17 protein-coding genes are annotated in these 18,423 nt (G+C 64.5%); 11 read left to right on the top strand and 6 right to left on the bottom strand.

All coding sequences use genetic code 11. From position 1 onward, the window contains the following. Window positions 1-40: 40 nt before the first annotated feature. Together BM172_RS03195 and BM172_RS03190 are read left to right on the top strand one after the other, a co-directional pair. The gene (locus BM172_RS03195; RefSeq protein WP_026634035.1) at window positions 41-1,579 is read left to right on the top strand and encodes a cation:proton antiporter; all 1,539 of its coding nucleotides are present in this window, start codon (window positions 41-43) and stop codon (window positions 1,577-1,579) included. Between the two features lie 241 nt (window positions 1,580-1,820). Further along, on the top strand, window positions 1,821-4,022 hold the full coding sequence (locus BM172_RS03190; RefSeq protein WP_177218774.1) for a protease pro-enzyme activation domain-containing protein: 2,202 nt from the start codon (window positions 1,821-1,823) through the stop codon (window positions 4,020-4,022). A gap of 87 nt (window positions 4,023-4,109) precedes the next feature. On the opposite strand, the gene BM172_RS03185 is transcribed toward BM172_RS03190, so the two are convergent. Beyond that, window positions 4,110-4,766, bottom strand: coding sequence for a TetR/AcrR family transcriptional regulator (locus BM172_RS03185; RefSeq protein ID WP_231504127.1), 657 nt, complete (start codon window positions 4,764-4,766; stop codon window positions 4,110-4,112). A gap of 83 nt (window positions 4,767-4,849) precedes the next feature. Here BM172_RS03185 and BM172_RS03180 point away from each other — a divergent pair, with 83 nt between their 5' ends. Beyond that, window positions 4,850-6,367, top strand: coding sequence for an FAD-dependent monooxygenase (locus tag BM172_RS03180; protein ID WP_026634037.1), 1,518 nt, complete (start codon window positions 4,850-4,852; stop codon window positions 6,365-6,367). Window positions 6,368-6,506: 139 nt separating this feature from the next. Here the strand turns inward: BM172_RS03180 and BM172_RS03175 are convergent, their stop codons facing one another. Further along, complete coding sequence (locus tag BM172_RS03175; protein ID WP_026634038.1) at window positions 6,507-6,851, bottom strand: hypothetical protein; 345 nt, start codon at window positions 6,849-6,851, stop codon at window positions 6,507-6,509. Window positions 6,852-7,145: 294 nt separating this feature from the next. Between BM172_RS03175 and BM172_RS03170 the strand changes: the two genes are divergently transcribed. Both BM172_RS03170 and BM172_RS03165 read left to right on the top strand, forming a co-directional pair. After that, entirely contained in the window at window positions 7,146-9,071 is a 1,926-nt protein-coding gene (locus BM172_RS03170) for a GmrSD restriction endonuclease domain-containing protein (protein WP_026634039.1), read from the top strand. An 81-nt stretch (window positions 9,072-9,152) separates the two neighbouring features. Then, on the top strand, window positions 9,153-9,872 hold the full coding sequence (locus BM172_RS03165) for a DUF6998 domain-containing protein (protein WP_177218773.1): 720 nt from the start codon (window positions 9,153-9,155) through the stop codon (window positions 9,870-9,872). A 31-nt stretch (window positions 9,873-9,903) separates the two neighbouring features. On the opposite strand, the gene BM172_RS03160 is transcribed toward BM172_RS03165, so the two are convergent. After that, complete coding sequence (locus BM172_RS03160) at window positions 9,904-10,335, bottom strand: winged helix-turn-helix transcriptional regulator (RefSeq protein WP_051548380.1); 432 nt, start codon at window positions 10,333-10,335, stop codon at window positions 9,904-9,906. Between the two features lie 112 nt (window positions 10,336-10,447). Between BM172_RS03160 and BM172_RS03155 the strand changes: the two genes are divergently transcribed. Beyond that, window positions 10,448-11,173: an SDR family NAD(P)-dependent oxidoreductase gene (locus BM172_RS03155; RefSeq protein WP_026634040.1), complete on the top strand. Its 726-nt coding sequence runs from the start codon at window positions 10,448-10,450 to the stop codon at window positions 11,171-11,173. A 60-nt stretch (window positions 11,174-11,233) separates the two neighbouring features. On the opposite strand, the gene BM172_RS03150 is transcribed toward BM172_RS03155, so the two are convergent. Then, complete coding sequence (locus BM172_RS03150; protein WP_026634041.1) at window positions 11,234-12,721, bottom strand: MocR-like pyridoxine biosynthesis transcription factor PdxR; 1,488 nt, start codon at window positions 12,719-12,721, stop codon at window positions 11,234-11,236. A gap of 111 nt (window positions 12,722-12,832) precedes the next feature. Between BM172_RS03150 and BM172_RS03145 the strand changes: the two genes are divergently transcribed. The 4 genes from BM172_RS03145 (at window position 12,833) to BM172_RS03130 (ending at window position 16,594) form a co-directional block, all read left to right on the top strand. After that, window positions 12,833-13,549 (top strand): GNAT family N-acetyltransferase, encoded by a 717-nt coding sequence (locus BM172_RS03145; protein ID WP_035322626.1) that lies wholly within the window; start codon window positions 12,833-12,835, stop codon window positions 13,547-13,549. A gap of 143 nt (window positions 13,550-13,692) precedes the next feature. Then, the gene (locus BM172_RS03140) at window positions 13,693-14,358 is read left to right on the top strand and encodes a glutathione S-transferase family protein (protein ID WP_197022829.1); all 666 of its coding nucleotides are present in this window, start codon (window positions 13,693-13,695) and stop codon (window positions 14,356-14,358) included. Between the two features lie 88 nt (window positions 14,359-14,446). Next, entirely contained in the window at window positions 14,447-16,336 is a 1,890-nt protein-coding gene (locus BM172_RS03135; protein ID WP_026634043.1) for an esterase/lipase family protein, read from the top strand. A 48-nt stretch (window positions 16,337-16,384) separates the two neighbouring features. Next, window positions 16,385-16,594: a VOC family protein gene (locus BM172_RS03130; protein ID WP_051548381.1), complete on the top strand. Its 210-nt coding sequence runs from the start codon at window positions 16,385-16,387 to the stop codon at window positions 16,592-16,594. Window positions 16,595-16,598: 4 nt separating this feature from the next. Here the strand turns inward: BM172_RS03130 and BM172_RS03125 are convergent, their stop codons facing one another. After that, entirely contained in the window at window positions 16,599-17,135 is a 537-nt protein-coding gene (locus tag BM172_RS03125) for a DUF4199 domain-containing protein (RefSeq protein ID WP_026634044.1), read from the bottom strand. A 108-nt stretch (window positions 17,136-17,243) separates the two neighbouring features. After that, window positions 17,244-17,657, bottom strand: coding sequence for a response regulator transcription factor (locus BM172_RS22860; protein ID WP_026634045.1), 414 nt, complete (start codon window positions 17,655-17,657; stop codon window positions 17,244-17,246). A 134-nt stretch (window positions 17,658-17,791) separates the two neighbouring features. On the opposite strand from BM172_RS22860, the gene BM172_RS03115 reads away from it, so the two are divergent. After that, window positions 17,792-18,304 carry a nuclear transport factor 2 family protein gene (locus tag BM172_RS03115; RefSeq protein WP_081805043.1) on the top strand — a complete coding sequence of 171 codons (513 nt, stop codon included), beginning with the start codon at window positions 17,792-17,794 and terminating at the stop codon, window positions 18,302-18,304. The last annotated feature ends 119 nt before the right edge of the window (window positions 18,305-18,423 follow it).

The following is an 18,423-nucleotide window of genomic DNA, read 5'->3' as shown; positions in this document are numbered from 1 at the left end:
GTGAGCGGGCGCCACCGCCGCTGATGTAGAGTCGCGCCCCATGCAGGTCTTCGAAACCATCCTGGTGCTTCTGCTCGGCGCGGCCGTGGTGTCGTCCTTCGCCAAGCGCGTCAATATTCCCTATCCGGTGCTGCTGGCGGTGGGCGGCGCGCTGCTGGCCTGCCTGCCGAACGCGCCGAAGCTGGATTTCCCGCCCGACCTGGTGCTGGTGCTGTTCGTCGCGCCGGTGCTGATGGATGCCGCGTTCGATACCTCGCTGCGCGACCTGCGCGCGATGTGGCTGCCGGTGCTGTCGCTGGTGCTGGCGGCGGTCGTGCTCACCACGGTGGCGGTGGCCTTTGCCGCGCGCTGGCTGTTTCCCGACATGCCATGGGCAGCCGCCGTCGCGCTGGGCGCCTTGCTCGCGCCGCCGGACGCGGTGGCCGCAACCACCATTCTGCGCAAGCTTCCCGTGCCGTTGCGCATGCGCATGGTGCTGGAAGGGGAGAGCCTGCTGAACGACGCCTCGGCGCTGCTTATCTACAAGGTGGCCGTGGGCGCCGTGGTGGCGGGCGAGTTCCACGCCGCGGATGCCGTGCCGATGTTCGTCCTGGTGGTGTTCGGCAGCGCGATCTTCGGCCTGGCCTTGACCTGGCCGATCAGCCGGATCATGCGGCATTTCGAGGAAGCGCCCAGTGCGGTGATCTTCCAGTTCGGCTTGACCTTCGGCATCTGGCTGCTCAGCGAGCGCCTGCGGCTTTCGCCGATCGTGGCGGTGGTGACCTTCGCGCTGGCGATGTCGAGGCTGAGCACGCGCCCGATGCAGACTCATATCCGCACCTCGTCGTTCCCGATCTGGGAAACGGCGACGGTGGTGCTCAACGTGCTGGCCTTCACCCTGGTCGGCTTGCAGCTCGGCCCGATCCTGGAGAAATCGAGCGCGGGAGAGCGCCTGCACTCGCTGGGCCTGGCGCTGGTCATCCTGGCGGTGGTGATCGCGGTGCGCCTGGGCTGGGTCTTCGTGCATCACCTGCTGGTGCGGCTCAATGCCATGCGCAGCGAGCGCGATGGACGCAAGCCCGGCGCGCCGGCCACCTTGAAAGGGGCGGTCGTGATCGGCTGGTCAGGCATGCGCGGCATTGTCACGCTTGCCGCGGCGATGGCGCTGCCGGCCGGATTTCCCTATCGCGATTTCATCCAGCTGACCGCCTTCGTGGTGGTGCTGGGCACCCTGGTGATCCAGGGGCTGACCCTGCGTCCCCTGTTGAAGCTGGTGCGCTTGCCGTCGGACGGCATCGTGCAGCGCGAACTGCAACTGGCGCGCACCACGGCGATCCGCGCCGCCATGGACGCGCTGCCCGCCGACGACACGCCGACGTCCCGGCGCCTGCGCGACGAACTGGCGGCGGCGCTGGAGCATCTCGAATCCGGCGCGGCACCCGGTGCCCGTGCGGACAACGTGCTGCGCCGCTGCCTGGTGGCGCAGTCCCGCCACGCCGTGCAGGACCTGCGCCTGTCCGGCGCCATCGGCGACGATGCGTATCGGCAGGTCGAGGCCGAGCTCGATTGGGTGGAGCTGAGTGCCGGCGAACCGGAATGACCGGCGTCGCGTTCAGGTCCCTTTTTCATTAACCGAAAGCGCACTCGAGCATTGCCGCGGGCGCGCTCGATGCCACGTTGCGAACGAATCGTCAGATTCGTTTTCGCGGAAGGTCATTACTCCCTCTGCTCAGGCCGGGGGTTCCAGGCGAAGCGGTGCGGCGTGCGGGTAGGGCCGTCGCACCGGACATGCGGTGCGTCTCTTTCGGGGCGCGCCATTCACTTTGCCCGAGGAATCCATGATGCCGATGACATTGCACTCGATGGGGAGCGTGGGCCGGCATGCATTGCTGCCGTGCCTGATGTTGATGTCCGCGTGGCCGGCACATGCCGGCGAGGTATGGGTGGATACGCACACGCAAGGCGTGTCGTTGCTGCAACAGGCAACCCGCCAGGCGCTGCCTTTATCGGCGGTGCAACCGCTGGACGTCGGCCAGCAGCTGCATATCACCGTGGCGCTGCAATGGCGTCAGCCGGATCGCCTGCAGACATTCCTGCGCGAGGTGAAGCGCCGCGACAGCGCCGTCTTTCGCCGTTACCTGAGCCCTGCCGAGTTCAAGTCCCGGTACGCGCCCACCGATGCGCAGGTGGACGCCGTAGTCGCCTATCTGCGGCAGCATGGTTTCGACGGCATCGAGGTTTCGCCCAATAACCTGCTGATCAGCGCTCGCGGCCACGGCGCGAATGTGGAGACCGCCTTCCATACGCGCATGCTGCAACTGGATCGCGACGGCCGGCGCGCCTACGCCAACGAAACACCGGCGCAGGTGCCGGCGGCGCTGGGCGGCATCGTGGGATCGGTGCTGGGGTTGCAGGAGCTTCCGAGCGCGCCTGGTCCGAAGCAGGTACCCGTGTTGAAGCGGGCCGCCACACCGGCGCCGCTCCGTCCCGAGGGCCCATACCACCCCGAGGATCTGCCGCCGATCTACCACGTGGGCGACACACCCACCGCCCAGGCGACCACCGTAGGCATCGTTACCGGTGGCGATCCCACCCAGATCGTCAGGGACCTCAACAGCTATACCACCGGCGCGGGCCTGCCGGCGGTCAGTACGCGAGCGGTCAGCGTGACCGACAAAGGCGGGCCGGGGTATCCCACGCAGTACGCGCCGCCCGACCAGGTCCAGCTGTTCACCATTGAGACGGACGTGACCGCCCAGGTGATCGCCAGCGTTTCCGGTAGCGTCAAGCAGATGGTGATCTACGCCGCAGGAGCCGGCGACAGCGTGGCCGAGGCTACCGTGGTGGCCACCTACAACCAGGCGGTGGTCGAGGACGCGGCGGAGGTCATTGCAACGGTCTTCCATCAGGACGAGCTGCGCGCCTACCAGTCCGGCGCGCAGGCCGCCGACGATGCGATCTTCCAGCAGGCGGTGGCGCAGGGGCAGACTTTCGTGGTGCCGGCCGGCGACAACGGCGTCTATGAGCGCGAGTACGGCGTGTATTGGACGGTTCCCTCGGTTTCGTACAGCGTGGCGGAACCGGCGACGTCGCCCTACGTGGTGGCGGTGGGCGGCACCCAGCTGTTCAACAGCGGCGGCACCACCTGGAGCGCCGAGAAGGTCTGGAACAACTACGCGTACGAAGTGGTGAGGTCCAATACCCTGCGGGCTACCGGCGGCGGCGAGAGCCTGTTCGAGCCTGCGCCGCCCTGGCAGGTCGCCACGCTGGGCGCACAGACCGCACATCGGCAGGTGCCGGACATAGCCTTCCTGGCTGGCGGGCAGTACCCGATAGCCGACACGGTCGGCAGTGGTGGCATCCTGCCCATCTTCATGGGTTTGGACTTCCTGTGGGAGGGCAATGCCACTTCCTCGGCGATCTTCGCCGCGGTGTGGGCACGCATCGAATCGGCCCACCAGAACAGCCTGGGCCTGCCCACGCAGGAGATGTACGAGAACTTCGCCAGCACCATGCCGGGCTCGCCGCTGCACGATATCGCCGGCGGCTACAACGGCCTGACCAGGAACGCCAACTATGGCGGCATAGGTTATCACTGCGACTTCGGCTGGGATCACTGCAGCGGCTGGGGCAGCCTGGACATCGCCAGGTTCAACGCTTACGTCACCAAGTACTGGAACGCGAACCCCGGCTATTACGTCAATACCGACGCGCATCCGGTCACCACCTCGGGCTGCTACTGCACCTCGGACAGCATCAATATCCACAATCGCAGCGCCAATGCGGCGGCGCTGCCGGTCGCGGTCAATGCCCACGTCACCTATCCGAAGCGGGGCGATCTGCGCATCACGCTGGTGATGTCCGACGGCACCAAGAAGGTGTTGAAGCAACCCGATCCGAACGACACCGCCGCCGATATCGATGCGACCTGGCCGGTCGACATCCCCGTCCATGCCGTCGACGGCAGTTGGCGGCTGGTGGTGGACAACGTTACGCACAACGGTTCGGCGGGCACGTTGGTGAGCTGGGGGATGAAGTTCTGAGCGTAGGTTGGGGTGAGCCTACGGCGAACCCCAACAGACGTATGGACAGGCGGAACGTTTGTTGGGGTTCGCTGCGCTCACCCCAACCTACGCCTTCGGCTTGCGGTCGACATACGCGGTCCCGGCGAGCGCGGCATTGACGCCGGCGAAGCCGCGCTCCATCACGCTGGCCAGCGCCTCGCCCGCCTTGCGCTTCGCACGGAACGCCCGCAACGCCTCGCCGTATGCCACCACCAGCGTGCCCATCAGCATGGCCGCAGCGAGGCGCGCTTCCGGGTCGGCGTGCGGTCGTCCGACCGCGTCGGCCAGCATGCCGGCCAGGTCGTCGGTCAGGGTTCCCTGCAGTTCGCGGGCGCGAAGGGTGAGCGAAGGGCTGTCGGCGACAGCGCCCCAGAACTGGATGGGCCGTCGGTTGATGCGCAGCATCGGGTGCTGCTCATCCAGCAGCGCACGCATCAATGCCTGGAACACCGGCACGGGCGGCTGTTCGCCGCGCGCTGCGAGCGCCTGGTGCACCAGTTCGCGGCTCTCCTCCTCGCGATCGAAGACCAGGTCTTCCTTGCGCGGAAAGTAGTTGAACACCGTTTTCCGAGCGACGCCCGCTTCGATCGCGATCTCGTCGATCGAGACGTTTTCGAAGCCGCGCTCGACGAACAGGCGGGTGGCGACGTTCGAAATCGTCAGGCGCGTCGCGGCCTTCTTGCTGTCGCGAAGACTGGGTGGATTTGACATGGCGCTGGTCATCCCATAAAACTTACACTCAGTGTAACAATTTTCCATGCCGGTCGACACCCCCACGGATCGGCATTCCGTTCGAGGAAACAGCCTTGATCCATGACGTCGTCATTGCCGGAGCAGGCCCCGTCGGCCTGTTCCTCGCCTGCGAGCTGCGTCTCGCGAAACTTTCCGTATTGGTGCTGGAGCAGGCGGAAGAGCCGGGCTCTCCCTTGAAGCGCCTTCCATTCGGCATGCGCGGCCTGACGGTGCCCACCGTCGAGGCGCTTTACCGGCGAGGTCTGCTCGATGAGATCTCGGCGCTGCAGGTTTCCAAAGACGGAGCCAGGAACAAGGCGGCACATTGGGCAGGCCAGCCGCGCCAGCCGGGCGGGCATTTCGCCGGCATCCAGTTCTACCAGGACAGGATCGACACTTCGAAGTGGCCGTACCGTCTGCCCGGTTCGGCCGGCAGCAGCATGCTGGTCGACATGGAATCCCTCGAAACCGTCTTCGCCGCGCATGCGGATGCGATGGGGGTGGAGATCCGGCGCGGCATCGGCGTCGAGGATGTCGAGCAGTCCGATGAAGAGGTGGCCGTCCGCGCGGGTGGCAAAACCATCCGCGCGCACTGGCTGGTCGGTTGCGATGGCGGACGCAGCACGGTCCGCAAGCTGGGTGGTTTTGAGTTCGTCGGCACCGATCCCGAGTTCACCGGCTATTCCGTCGAAGTCGAACTGGCCGATCCCGCGCAGCTCCGCCCCGGCCGCCACTACACGCCCACCGGCATGTACACCTACGCGCCGCCCGGAACGGTCGCCATGGTCGATTTCGACGGCGGCGCGTTCCACCGGACCCAGCCGATTACGCCCGAACATGTTCAAGAGGTATTGCGCCGCGTCTCCGGCACGGACGTCACCGTGACATCCCTCCAACTGGCCACGACCTGGACGGACCGCGCCAACCAGGCCACGACCTATCGCAACGGACGCGTGCTGCTCGCCGGCGACGCCGCGCACATCCATTCGCCGCTGGGCGGGCAGGGGCTCAATCTGGGCCTGGGCGATGCGATGAACCTCGGCTGGAAACTCGCCGCCACTATCCGCGGCGACGCGCCGGACGGCCTGCTCGACACCTATACGAGCGAGCGGCACCCGATTGGCGCCCAGGTGCTCGACTGGTCACGCGCGCAGGTCGCGCTGATGCGGCCGAGCAGAAGTTCGCGGGCGTTGGGGGCGATCATCCGCGACCTGATCGAGACGCCGGATGGTGCGACGTATTTTGCCGAGCGCGTATGGGGTGTATCGCTGCGCCATGACCTTGGCAATGGCCATCCGCTGGCGGGACGCAGCGTGCCGGATTTCGAGCTGGTCGATGGGACGAGGCTTGGCGAGCACCTTAAGGCGGGGAAGGGGCTGATTCTCGACTTCGATGCGAGCACGCCACTGCGAACGCTGGCGAATCGCTGGGGTGATCGAGTCGCTTATATCGCGAGTGCAGCGACTGACATGCTTGGCTTGAGCGCCGTGCTCATACGCCCCGATGGCGTTGTTGCATGGACTGCTGAGGGCAATCCGAATTCTGGGGAAGCTGCACAGGCCGCATCCCGATGGTTCGGCAGGCCGAAATAGGTTTCGAAGTGACGCAAGTAGACGTCCATTCGGAGCGAGAACTAACCAATCCCCCGAACCTGCCCCCTCTCCCCTCCGGGGAGAGGGCTGGGGTGAGGGGCCGCCCGAAGCGCAACCTCCCACCCCAACCCCAGTCCCATCAGCTCTCAACCCCCGCCATCGCCCGATAACCCAGCGACTCCCCATACCGACTCAAATAATGCACCGCCGCAAACACCCCTTCGACACACGTCGGCGGCAACGGCAACTCCCCATCTTCTCCAGCCACCTCATAAGCCCGCCGATCCCGAAAGCTTTCGCTGTTCGCGAGGATGCCGTTTAAGACATTGATCGCCATGTTGATGCCGGCAAGATCGGCCAAGAGGTTCGTCTGCGGGTCGGCCTCATCGTCGGTCGGATGGAAGGCGCGCCCCAGCGGGCTGGTGGGGGAATTTTCGGTGAGAACTTTCGGGCAATAGACTGCCGTATCATCGCTAATAGCCATGACTAACTCCTAGTAAGTTGGTTGTGGTCAGCGGGTCGTATGGGTGCCAGCCCATGCGGCCCGCGCTTTACTTCTCTGCCTAAGGTCGCCGACGTTATTTATGTATGAGGGCGTCGGCGACCCTTTTGAGGGTAGGCAAAGGGGCAAGGGATGTCTGTAGGGGATCGCCTTTTTTATGTAAGCGGTCTACAGCGCTCGCATTTATGGTTTGATTTGTAACGATGTTCGCGGTCCGCTTTTAATGGGTGGTGGCGATGTGCTGCCAGGGATTATCCACAGGGGAGATATGAGGCCATGGCTGGTTCAACGTTTCAGACAAATCCCTATGACTTGCTTAAGCTTCTGGAAGATTGCCATCGAGGTGCGCTTCAGTTGCCGGATTTTCAGCGCAACTGGGTATGGGATGAAGACAGAATCAAGGGCTTGATTGCTTCTGTGTCGCGCGCTTTCCCAGTCGGTGCGCTGATGACCCTGGATACTGGCGGAGAGGTGAATTTCAAGCCCAGGTCAGTAGAAGGGGCGCCTGTCAAAGATGGCCTTACGTCGCCGCAGTCACTGCTGCTGGATGGCCAGCAACGCATGACTTCCCTCTATCAAGTCACTTTGCGTGGCAAAGTCGTGGAGACTGTCACGCCGAAGAACAAGAAGGTCAAACGATGGTTCTACATCGACATTCGCAAAGCTCTGGATCCCTTGGCTGACCGAGAGGAGGCGATCATCGGGGTGCCAGAGGATCGCGTGCAGCGAACAGATTTTGGCAGGGAAGTGGTCAGGGACCTTTCTTCATCAGATAGAGAGTACGCCGAGCTCATGTATCCAGTGGCCAGCGTGTTCGACTGGGATCGTTGGCAGGATGGTTTTGACAGACACTGGCGAGGCGATGAGCACGAAGATATCCGGCAGGCATTTCGCGACTTCAAGCGCCAGGTGCTGGAAAATTTCAAGTACTACCGTGTTCCAGTGATTTCCTTGGACCGCAGCACCTCCAAAGAAGCAGTGTGCGTGGTGTTCGAGAAGGTCAACACTGGAGGGAAACCGCTTGATGCGTTCGAGTTGGTGACCGCCATGTACGCAGCGGACGGGCATGAGCTTCGAAAAGACTGGTATGGAGACGAGGCTCAAAAGGGACGTCTTGGCCGGTTCAAGGAGACGCTCAGGCCTGCGGATTCTGAGTTCGGAATTATTGGTGGCGTCAGTAATACCGACTTTCTGCAGGCCATCTCGCTTTTCTATACGCGAGAATTGCGTCGTCAGGCGGAACAGGCCGGTAGAACAGGCAAGGATCTGCCGGCTGTTATCGGGAATCGGCAAGCTTTGTTGAGCTTGCCTCTCGCCGCCTACAAAAAATACGAGAAACAGGTCGAGCAAGGATTCGTGCAGGCTGCCAAGTTCCTGCATATGCTGCATATCTATCGGATATTCGACTTACCTTATCAGTCGCAAATCGTGCCGCTGGCGGCGATCCTCGCCGATATTGGCGATGCCGGAGAGCACGAGTCCAATCGACTGAAGCTCGTGCGTTGGTATTGGAATGGCGTTTTTGGCGAACTTTACGGTTCTGCTGTTGAGACGCGTATTGCACGTGATTTCATGGAGGTGCCGCGCTGGCTTGATGGTGGTCCCGAGCCTTCGACGGTAAGTGAAACGATCTTCCGCTCCGATCGCCTGAAGACGATGCGTATGCGGCTTTCAGCTGCGTATAAGGGGGTCAACGCCTTGTTGATGGGTGAGGGGGCTCAGGATTTTCGCTCCGGCCAGAAGTTTGACCACACGGTGTTCTTTGGGGAGAACGTGGACATTCACCACATCTTTCCTCAGGACTGGTGCAAGAAGAATGGAATCAAGCCCGCTATTTATGATTCCATCATCAACAAGACACCCCTTTCATTTCGCACGAATCGAATCATCGGTGGTGTCGCGCCATCCGCATACCTCTCCAGGCTTGAGCGAGGGGACAAGGCGACCCCGGCAATTCCCGAGGAGCGCCTCGATAGCTACCTTCGCTCACACCTGATCGATCCTTTGCTACTGCGAATGGATGATTTCGATGCGTTCATGGCGGATCGTCAGAGGCAGCTCCTGTCTCTGATCGAGAGGGCGACGGGCAAGCTGGCGTATACGGGCGAAGTGCAGGAGGAGGGGGAGGATTTGGAGGCGGACGAGGATGTCCTTGAATCTGGTTTGAGTCCTATTGATGACCGTTTGATCGTCGCTGCGTGAGCAAGGTAATGGCGTGGGGTGATGAGGCTGGCTTCGTCGCCTCCGCTTTCTTTCGATAGGGGCATTCTAAGGGGGAAGCCCATGGCTTTGACTCAAATGCAGCAAATTCAGAGCCTTGGCGAGGCTCTGGCGTGGCTTGAACGAGAAATAGGCTGGGGAGTGACGCCATCGGCTCTACAACATTTATGTGGGCGCATTGGCGAGCTCTATGCGTGTGTTCTGACGAATGGGCAGATGGCCATGGAACCACAGCAGCGTGGTTACGACGTCGTTGCAAGCACCGGTGAACGTGTAAGCGTGAAGACCACTACGCAACGCCTTCCTGCTCACGTGCAATTCAATGAGAGGACTTTTGCTGACGTTGATCGCGTCATGGTCTTCCGTATAAATACCGACGAGATGCAGGTCGAGACTGTATTCGATGCTTCTGTTGAGGCGGCTCGAGCTGCCATGTCAGGGGGGAATGGTAAGAAGTTTTCACTCTCGGTTCGTTCGGCGGCGACAAGCAATGGTGCCGCACCGTCGTCTCGTGAGGTGCGAAACGCTTCTTTCGATGCGCACAGAATTGCCGAGTTCGACAACGGTTCAATTCGCGTATGGACAATGGGCGAGCCTGTTGAGCCGGTCAAGCCGGTGCTTCGTAAGATAGCGGCTAGCCTTGGCGTAGAGACGCGGAATTCGCGTGGAAACGAATTCAATACCAGGCAGCTCGGCACACATGTGCTCGATCATTTGTCCGAGCGTTGGGGGCACATTCCATACGTGCCTGAACCATTTTCGCCGAGCAATTTTATCGGGTAAGCCGAGTTAGGTGATGGCAAGGTAAGTGCACCTAGCGGGATTGATAAAACGACGTTCTGGCTAGAGATGCACCAGATTCCAGGCCTTCGTCAAATTGCTTCTGCGCCTGAGTAATAGCCTCCTTGTTCTCCTCCGCCCACATCACCAACCCCATCACCGGCCCCAACAACCCCTTCGCCACCTCCGTCAACTCATAATCCACCCTCGGCGGAATCGTCGGATACATCGTCCGCGTCACCAGCCCATCCCGCTCCAACCCTCGCAACGTCAGCGTCAACATCCGCTGCGAAATCCCCTCCACCTCGCGCCGCAATTCATTGAACCGCCGCGGACCGTCGCGAAGCATGGCGATCACGAACAGGCTCCATTTGTCGGCGATGCGGTCGAGGATTTCGCGCGTTGCGCGGCAGTTGTCGACGGTGGGCTTGGTCGTTTCGGTAAGGTCGATGTGCGTCGGTGACATGCGTGTGCCTTCTTGTGGGACGGGGAACGGCGTCCATACCATCCCTGGTGTGGTTCGGTAACTCACGAATCATTAGTTACCTGGTTCCCATTCTACCCTTAAGGAATAATCAATGACTTATAAGAAGACCATCGCCATCTTTGGCGCCGGTCCGGGCCTCGGCGCGTCGGTGGCGGCCAGGTTCGGTGCCGAGGGTTATCGGGTGGCGCTCGTGGCGCGCCGGGCCGAACCGCTGCAGGCCCGCGTGGCCGAGCTGGCCAGTGCCGGCATCGAGGCGGCGGCGTTTCCAGCGGACCTCGGCCGGCTCGACGGCATTCCCGCGCTGGTGCGCGCGATCGAGGAGCGATTCGGCGCGATCGACGTCGCCGTCTACGCGCCGGTACCGTCCATGTTCGGTTTCATCCCCGCGACGGAAGTGTCCGCGCAGGTGCTGCAGGCGGCCGCGGACCTTTTCCTGTACGCACCCGTCGAGGTGGCGCGCGCCGTGTTGCCCGGACAGCTCGAGCGTGGCGATGGCGCGGTCGTCATCGTCGGCGGGCTGTCGGCGCTGATGCCGGTGCCGGGGCTCGCCGCGATCGGGCCGCTGATGGCGGCGGCGCGCAACTATGCGCTGGTCCTGAATGCGGAGGCAAAAGCCCGCGGGATCTATGCCGGCTCGGTGAGCATCGGCGCGATGATCGACCGCTCGGCGGGCAAGCTCGCGCTGGAAGCGCAGGGAGTGAAGCTCGAAGGCGATCTGCCCACGATGGATCCCGACGACATCGCGCAGGAGATCTGGGCGCTCGTCACCGGGCGCGATCGCACCGAGGCGATCCTGCCGCCGCTGCCCAAGGCATGAACCGGGAAGTGGTTATCTGAAGACAAGGGCGGGTTCGTCGCTTCGGGGCGAGCCTGCTCTTCAACGAGTGGCAACTCCACGCGCCAGTTTCGCCAGCGTGCGCAATAACGGCTCGTACAAATGCTCAGGCGTGTTGCCGTATCCAAGCACCAGGCCATTGTCGACCGATGCCGGCCGCATCGCGAAGGTCGACAGCGCAAGCGCCGCCATCCCATGCGCACGCGCCGCGGCGACCAGTTCACGATCGGGATAGCGGGCCGGCAGGCGAAGCGTCAGATGCAGTCCGCACGGCCCGCCTTCGACCTGGTGCTCGATGGCGAAGCAGCGTTCCAGCGCATCGAGCAATGCACGCCGCCGGTCGCGATACAGGCGCCGCATCCGTCCCAGGTGCCGTGCGTACTCGCCACCATCGATGAAATCCGCCAGCGCCAGTTGCGCATGGCGTTGCGCTCCGCGCTGCAATTCGCGCACCGCATCGGCGACGGCGGGCATCAGCGCGTCCGGCAGCACGACGAAACCTATCCTCAGTGCGGGGAACATCGTCTTGCTGAACGAGCCGACATACAGCACTGGCGCATCGGCAACCAGGCCCTGCATCGCGCCGACCGGCTCGCCGGTATGGCGAAACTCGCTGTCGTAGTCGTCCTCGATGATCCACGCGCGATGGCGGCGCGCCGCCTCGACCAGCGCCAGCCGGCGTGCGACCGAGAGCACGGCGCCGGTCGGGTACTGGTTCGACGGCGTGGTGTAGATGATGCGCGGCGACGGCACGCGTGCTTGGGCGGCCTCAACGCACAGGCCTTGCGCGTCGACGCGGACCGGCAGCACCTCCAGGTCGCCGGCATGCATGGCTGTCTTCGCACCGCGGTAGCCGGGGTCTTCGACCCAGGCGACGTCGCCCGGATCGGTCAGCAACCGTACGCACAGGGCGAGTGCATCCTGCGCGCCTTCCGTGACCACGATCCGTGCGGGCTCGCAATGCACGCCACGGGTGACGGCGAGATGTCGCGCGATCGCCGCGCGCAGCGCAGGCTCGCCGGCAGGATCGCCGTATCCGAGCGCCGCCGGGCCAGCTCGTCGCGCCGCACGGTCCAGCGCACGGCGCCACGCACCGGCCGGAAACTGCGCGAGCGCCGGCACGCCGGGGCGGAAATGCCCACCTTCGTGTGCAGGCGGCGTGGCGGCACGCGGGCGCAGGTTCGCCACCCGGCGCGCGACCGGCGGTGGCGTAGATGTCTGCCGTGTGCGCACCGGGCGAGTCAGCTCGGTGACACGCGTACCGCGACGATCCGATTGCAGGAATCCTTCGGCGAGCAGCTGCTCGTACACCGCCATCACCGTATTACGCGAGATTCCCAGCGCATCCGCCAACGCGCGCGTGCCGGGCAGCGTGCTGCCGGCCGGCAGCGTGCCGCCCAGCACCGCGTCGCGCAGGCGTTTCAGCAGCTGGCGTTGCAGCGACGGGGCGCTGGCGGCGCGCGACAGTGGCGCATCGAGCGGTTGCGGCCGGGTCGGGCGGGGAGCACGGGCGGGCAGGGAAGGCGTCACTGGCTGGCACCATAAAATGTGCTTTGGCTGGCACTTTTCATGGTACCTAGGCCTGCCTACGATCGCCAATCATGCCGGCATCCGGCCGGCCATAACCGAGCGAGACGCGCCTTGTCCCACACCACCAATGCCTTCGGACAACCCATTGGCTTGCCCGTGCCGGGCTGGACGCCGCGCCCGCGGCCCGAGCGCGTGGCGCTGGATGGTCGCTACTGCCGTCTCGAGCCCCTCGATGCGGAACGTCACGCGGCCGAACTCTATGCCGCCTATGCCGCCGCGCCGGACCAGCGCGACTGGACCTATATGGCCGCTGGTCCATTCCAGGATGCCGCGGGTTACCTCGCCTACGCACACAAGGTCGCGGCAAGCGCCGATCCGCTGCATTACACGGTGATCGACCGCGCCACTGGCCGCGCCGTCGGCACCCTGGCGCTGCTGCGGATCGAACCGGTGCACGGCGTCATCGAGGTCGGTTGGGTCGCCTTCTCGCGCGCACTGCAACGCACGCCGATCTCGACGGAAGCGCAATACCTGTTGATGAAATATGTGTTCGACACGCTCGGCTACCGCCGCTACGAATGGAAGTGCGATGCCCTCAACGGGCCGTCGCGCAACACCGCGATGCGCCTGGGCTTCCAGTACGAAGGCGTATTCCGCCAGGCGATCGTCTACAAGGGGCGCAACCGCGACACCGCCTGGTTCGCCATGATCGACCGCGACTGGCCGGCGCTGGCGGCCGCATTCGAGGCATGGCTTGCGCCGGACAACTTCGCTGCGGATGGCGCCCAGCAGCGCTCGCTCGCGGCGATTCGCGCCGGGCAGGCCTGACGTAGTCGCCTTGCCGTACGTATTGGCCTTGGCATCAGTCAGCGAGACGTTGACGCGCCCCCGACGGCTGCACGGATAATCCGCCGCTTGTGCGATGGGCTCGTCCATGCGCATGAACCGAACGACCGGCCCAGGAGATTCGCTTGATCTTTTATAGCGGGACGAAGAATGCATCCAGCTGGTCGTTCCGGGCCTGGCTCGCGCTCAAGGAAGCCGGGCTGGTCTTCGACGAGGTCGATATCGAGCTCCGGCTGCCGGCTCGACAGGAAGCGCTCGCACGCATCGCCCGCTTCTCTCCCGCCGCGTCCGTGCCCGCGCTGGTCGACGGCGAAACGGTGGTCTTCGACTCCCTTGCCATCATGGAATATGCAAACGAGCTGTGCGGTGGCCGCCTGCTGCCCGGCGACGCGAAGGGACGCGCGGTCGCGCGGTCCTTGCTGGCCTGGCAGCACAGCGAGGTCGGGCGCATCTGTCCCGCGCTGTCGTTCGAAAGCGTCTTCTACGACGACAAGCGGGTGCCTACCGCGACCGAGCAGGCCGGGGCGGAGCGCCTGCTGGCGGCATGGGGCGATTGCCTCGAACGCTCGGGCGGCCCTTATCTGATGGGCAGCTTGTCCCTGGCCGACCTCGGTTTCGTGCCCACCGTCATGCGCGTCTTCAGCCACGTGGACGTGCCTGCGCGTTGGGGGCACGTCAAGGCGTGGATGGATGCGCTGCTGCAGCGGCCGGCGGTACTCGAATGGATGGCGCAGGCGACGCCCTTGCCGCCCGTGCGCCTGCCGGAGTACTTCGGCGGTGGCCGAGGGTAGGGCATCGTCCTGCGGATTCGCCACGCCGGTGTGACAAAATCCGCCCCCGTCATGCCTCTCTTCGAGGCAGCCCAAGGCCCCCGGACGGATGAAACACCCAAGCCGCGTCTTTTTCGCCCGCTGCGCCCTGTTGGCGGCGCTGTTGTGCCTCAACGGCTGCGCCATGGTGGGCGTCAGCCATGTCAACGCCCATGACTCCATCAGCGAGCAGCGCGGCGACGTGATCAGCACGGGGCGGCTGAGCGACCAGAGCGTGCAATCGCTCAACGTGGTGGCGCTGACCGCGCGCGACTGCGAGCGTGCGTTCCCGGCCTGCGTGGAAACCGTGCTGCACTCGCCGGGGCTGGACGACGAGCAGCGGCTTTCCGCGCTGTCCGAGCTGTGGCTGGGCCTGGCCATGCGCACCGATCGCGGTACCCGCGACACCCGCATGAGCGACCAGGCGCTCGATGCCTACCTGCAGGCGGGGCGTTATGCCTATGCCTATCTGTTCTATACGAAGCGCCAACCCTCCGAGCGGTCCTTCGAGTTGCGCCAGGTGCGGGTGATCGGCTTCTACAACTTTGCCGTGCAGCGCGCGATGACGCGCTTTTTCCAGGAGCTGCCGCACCTGGAGCGCAATACGCGGCATGCCGAGCTGGCCGGCTGGCAAGTCACGGGCAATGAGCCGGCGGTGCGCTGGGCGGGGGCGGCGTCGGATCCGGCCGAGCTGATTCCCGCCTCGACGCTGCGCTTCAACGGCGTGCGCAATGTGTACCGCCGCGATGGTTTCGGTTCGGAATTCGTGGCGGTGGCGCCGCCGGATGCGCCGGCCAACGACGTGCCCTGGCGCGATCCCGACTATGTATCGATGACCGGCGCCATCCTGTTCGACGGCGCCAGCTTGAGCGATGTGCTCGCCACCAGGCAGGCCGTGGTGCAGGTCGAGGACCCCTACCGCAACGACTCGATGACCGTGGCCGGCCACGCGGTGCCGCTCGCCGGCAACTTCACCGCGGCCTATGGCGTGTGGCTGGCCCGCTCGGGTTTCGCCACCCAGTCGATCCGGTCGCTGCTGGGCCGGGAGGGTGGCATCAAGACGCCGCGCGTGCTGCTGATGCAGCCTTACGATCCCGATCGCCTGACCATCATCATGCTGCATGGCCTGGCCAGCAGCCCGGAGGCATGGATCAACGTCTCCAACGAGGTGATGGGCGACGAAGACCTGCGCAGCAATTACCAGGTGTGGGAGATCTACTACCCGACCAATGCGCCCATCGCGGTCAACCTGGCCAATATCCGCAAGGCGCTGGATGCCACCTTCCAGCACTTCGATCCGGGCGGCCAGGCGCGTGCCTCCAACAACGTCGTGCTGATCGGCCATAGCATGGGCGGCGTGATCGCGCGCCTGCTGGTGTCATCCAGCGGCGACAAGCTGTGGAGCCTGATGCCGGCGCGCGCCAACCTGTCGAAGGCGAAGCAGGACCGCCTGCGCGAGCGCCTGGCGACCTATCTGCAGTTCACGCCGATGCCGCAGGTGACGCGTGCGGTGTTCCTGGCCTCGCCGCAACGCGGCACGCCTTACGCGCAGAACACCATCGCGCGCTGGATGGCCAACCTGATCCGGCTGCCGGCCAATGTGCTCAAGGAGGTGGCGAGCATCACCGACCTGTTGAAGGAAGGCGAGGGCGGCACGCCGGTGCGCATTCCCAACAGCGTCGACAACCTGAGCGACACCGACCCCTTCATCGTGGCCGCGGCGGACCTGCCGATGTCGCCGCGGGTGCGCTACCACACCATCGTCGGCGTCTATACGCCGCCGGGGCCGCTGGCCGACAGCAGCGATGGCGTGGTGCCATACAAGAGTGCACACCTGGCAGGTGCCGAGTCGGAACTGGCCGTGCCGTCGTGGCACAGCGTGCAGGAGACGCCGGCGGCGATCCTGGAGTTGCGCAGGATACTTCGCGTGCATATGGCGGCGTCGGGCGGGGCGCGTTGAGCGGCCCCGTGTTGCAACATCTTCCTGGCCAATAACGCCTTTCGCCGGATGCACGGCACCGCGGCGCCGGTGGTGCTGTGGCTCAATCTCGAAAGCCGCGACGCGGTGGACGAACTGCACCGCGCCTGGAGCGCCAGCGACGCCCGGATCGTCTCGCCGCCCGCATCCAAGCCGTGGAAACTGCACGAATTCACCGCGGCCGATCCGGACGGCAACCTGTGGCGTGTCTTCTACGACTTCGCCTGGGAGACAGCCTGACCGGTCAGCCCCTGCGCGCCGGCAGGAACCGGCTGTTGCGCAGCAGCCCGGCCGAGACCAGCGACACCAGCACGCCGATCGGGAAGATCTCCACGAAGGTCATCGGCAGGCGGTACAGCGGGTTGGCATATTGGACTTTGAACGTCTCCATGTCGGCGCTCAGTTTCGCCAGCGCTTCGGCGCTCGCGCCCTTGGCCTTCTGGCTGGCGATGATGGCGTTGGCGTAGGAGCTGGCGAAGTCCATGTGCATCATCGACTGCACCGCCTCCCAGGCGGCCACGTAGAAGATCCCGGCGATGAAGCTGATGCCCAGCCCGACGCCGAGCGCCGGCCAGAAGCCGATGACGCCGCCGCGGTCCAGGTCGCGGTGCCGCTTGATCCCCACGAAGACCGCGCTCAGGGCGATCAGCATGGTCGTGTAGCCGACCACCATGCCGTACTTCAGTGGTGGCATTCCACGGAACAGAACGAAGGTGGCGAGCTCGAAGCCGCCGACGACCAGGCCGGCGATCAGGCCGTATTTCAGGATGGTGCGCAGCACGGTACGGTTCCTTGTGAATGGATGGTGCCGCCATTGGCCGCGATCCGGCGCCGCCAGGCAATCGCCCGAATGGATGATTTGGGGCGGTTCACCCCAAAAGATCCGGTCTCAGGGCACGATCCCCAGCTCGCGCGCCCGCCGGATGGCGTCGGTGCGCCGCTTGGCGCCGAGCTTCTCGAACAGCCGCGCCACGTGGGTCTTGATCGTGTTCGGCGAGACGTGGAGGTGCGCGGCGATCTCCTTGTTGGAGTGGCCGGCCGCCAGTTCATGCAGTACTTCCAGCTCGCGCCCGCTCAGCCCCAGCGCGGTCTGAGCCTTGGGGTTGCCGTCGAAGGTGGGCGCTGCCGGCGCGGCGAAGATCTTGGCGCCCACGACGATGCCCAGCACCAGGAAGGCGGCCGCGACCAGGAACAGATAGATGTCGCCCGGGTGCATCCGCGCCAGGCGCTGGTAGTCCAGCCACTGCAGGGCGAGCGTTCCTGCCGCCAGCAGCGCTCCGTAGCCGACTACCCGCTTCCACATCGTCGTCTCCGCTGGTCCCCTTGGCTGCGCATGTTAGCGCCGGTACTTGCGCAAATCCGGCCTTTTATCCGGGCGACACAGGATGGCTGCTCTGACTTCTGGCCCATAGGCGCCGGTGACAGGCGAGGTGTCCAATGCCCGCCTTGCTGCCCCGATTCCCGGCTTTCGTGCACGTGAACATCCACTTTGGAGGAGCTATGCGTTCATTACTCGGATTGGTCGCGCTCGGCGTTGCACTGATCGCCACGTCGGTCCAGGCAAACAACTTCGGCGACTACAGCAACTTGCCGAAAGACCTCGCCGCCGCCGCCACGGCCTACGACGTCGCGCAATTCAAGGCGGACAAGGCGGAACTCGAACGGGTCCTCGCCGACGACTACACACTGGCCGACACCGCCGGCAAGAACCTGACCAAGGCGCAATTCATCGCCGACCAGACCAAGCCCGGCAACAAGACTCTTTCGGTCCGCATCTACGACCAGGTGAGCAAGGTGTGGGGGGATGGCGCCGTGCTGGCCGGCATGGTGGATGCGAAGGGCAGCAGCGACGGCAAGGAATTTACTTTCCGCGGGCGTTTCGTCGATGTGTGGGCGAAGCGCAATGGCCAGTGGAAGGTGATCTTTACGCAGATCCATCCGGTGCAGTGAGCATGCCGGTTGCGTGTATCGCACCGTTTCTTGCGGCAAATATTTGCGGTTGACAGCGCGGCGCCTGGCCGCACACTTCATTGCGAATCCGCTCGCCGGCCGCTGCCATCGCGTGGCGC

The organism is Dyella marensis (assembly GCF_900112865.1).
GTDB lineage: Bacteria > Pseudomonadota > Gammaproteobacteria > Xanthomonadales > Rhodanobacteraceae > Dyella_D > Dyella_D marensis_A.
Note: the sequence above shows the minus strand (reverse complement) of the source record. Positions and strands in the feature narration are given on the sequence as shown.

Excerpts from the sequence above, each read along its gene's own strand:
- BM172_RS03195 (WP_026634035.1), top strand. The coding sequence starts at position 41 with ATGCAGGTCTTCGAAACCATCCTGGTGCTTCTGCTCGGCGCGGCCGTG.
- BM172_RS03190 (WP_177218774.1), top strand. The coding sequence starts at position 1,821 with ATGCCGATGACATTGCACTCGATGGGGAGCGTGGGCCGGCATGCATTG.
- BM172_RS03185 (WP_231504127.1), bottom strand. The coding sequence starts at position 4,766 with ATGACCAGCGCCATGTCAAATCCACCCAGTCTTCGCGACAGCAAGAAG.
- BM172_RS03175 (WP_026634038.1), bottom strand. The coding sequence starts at position 6,851 with ATGGCTATTAGCGATGATACGGCAGTCTATTGCCCGAAAGTTCTCACC.
- BM172_RS03170 (WP_026634039.1), top strand. The coding sequence starts at position 7,146 with ATGGCTGGTTCAACGTTTCAGACAAATCCCTATGACTTGCTTAAGCTT.
- BM172_RS03165 (WP_177218773.1), top strand. The coding sequence starts at position 9,153 with ATGGCTTTGACTCAAATGCAGCAAATTCAGAGCCTTGGCGAGGCTCTG.
- BM172_RS03160 (WP_051548380.1), bottom strand. The coding sequence starts at position 10,335 with ATGTCACCGACGCACATCGACCTTACCGAAACGACCAAGCCCACCGTC.
- BM172_RS03155 (WP_026634040.1), top strand. The coding sequence starts at position 10,448 with ATGACTTATAAGAAGACCATCGCCATCTTTGGCGCCGGTCCGGGCCTC.
- BM172_RS03135 (WP_026634043.1), top strand. The coding sequence starts at position 14,447 with ATGAAACACCCAAGCCGCGTCTTTTTCGCCCGCTGCGCCCTGTTGGCG.
- BM172_RS03130 (WP_051548381.1), top strand. The coding sequence starts at position 16,385 with ATGCACGGCACCGCGGCGCCGGTGGTGCTGTGGCTCAATCTCGAAAGC.
- BM172_RS22860 (WP_026634045.1), bottom strand. The coding sequence starts at position 17,657 with ATGTGGAAGCGGGTAGTCGGCTACGGAGCGCTGCTGGCGGCAGGAACG.
- BM172_RS03115 (WP_081805043.1), top strand. The coding sequence starts at position 17,792 with ATGCCCGCCTTGCTGCCCCGATTCCCGGCTTTCGTGCACGTGAACATC.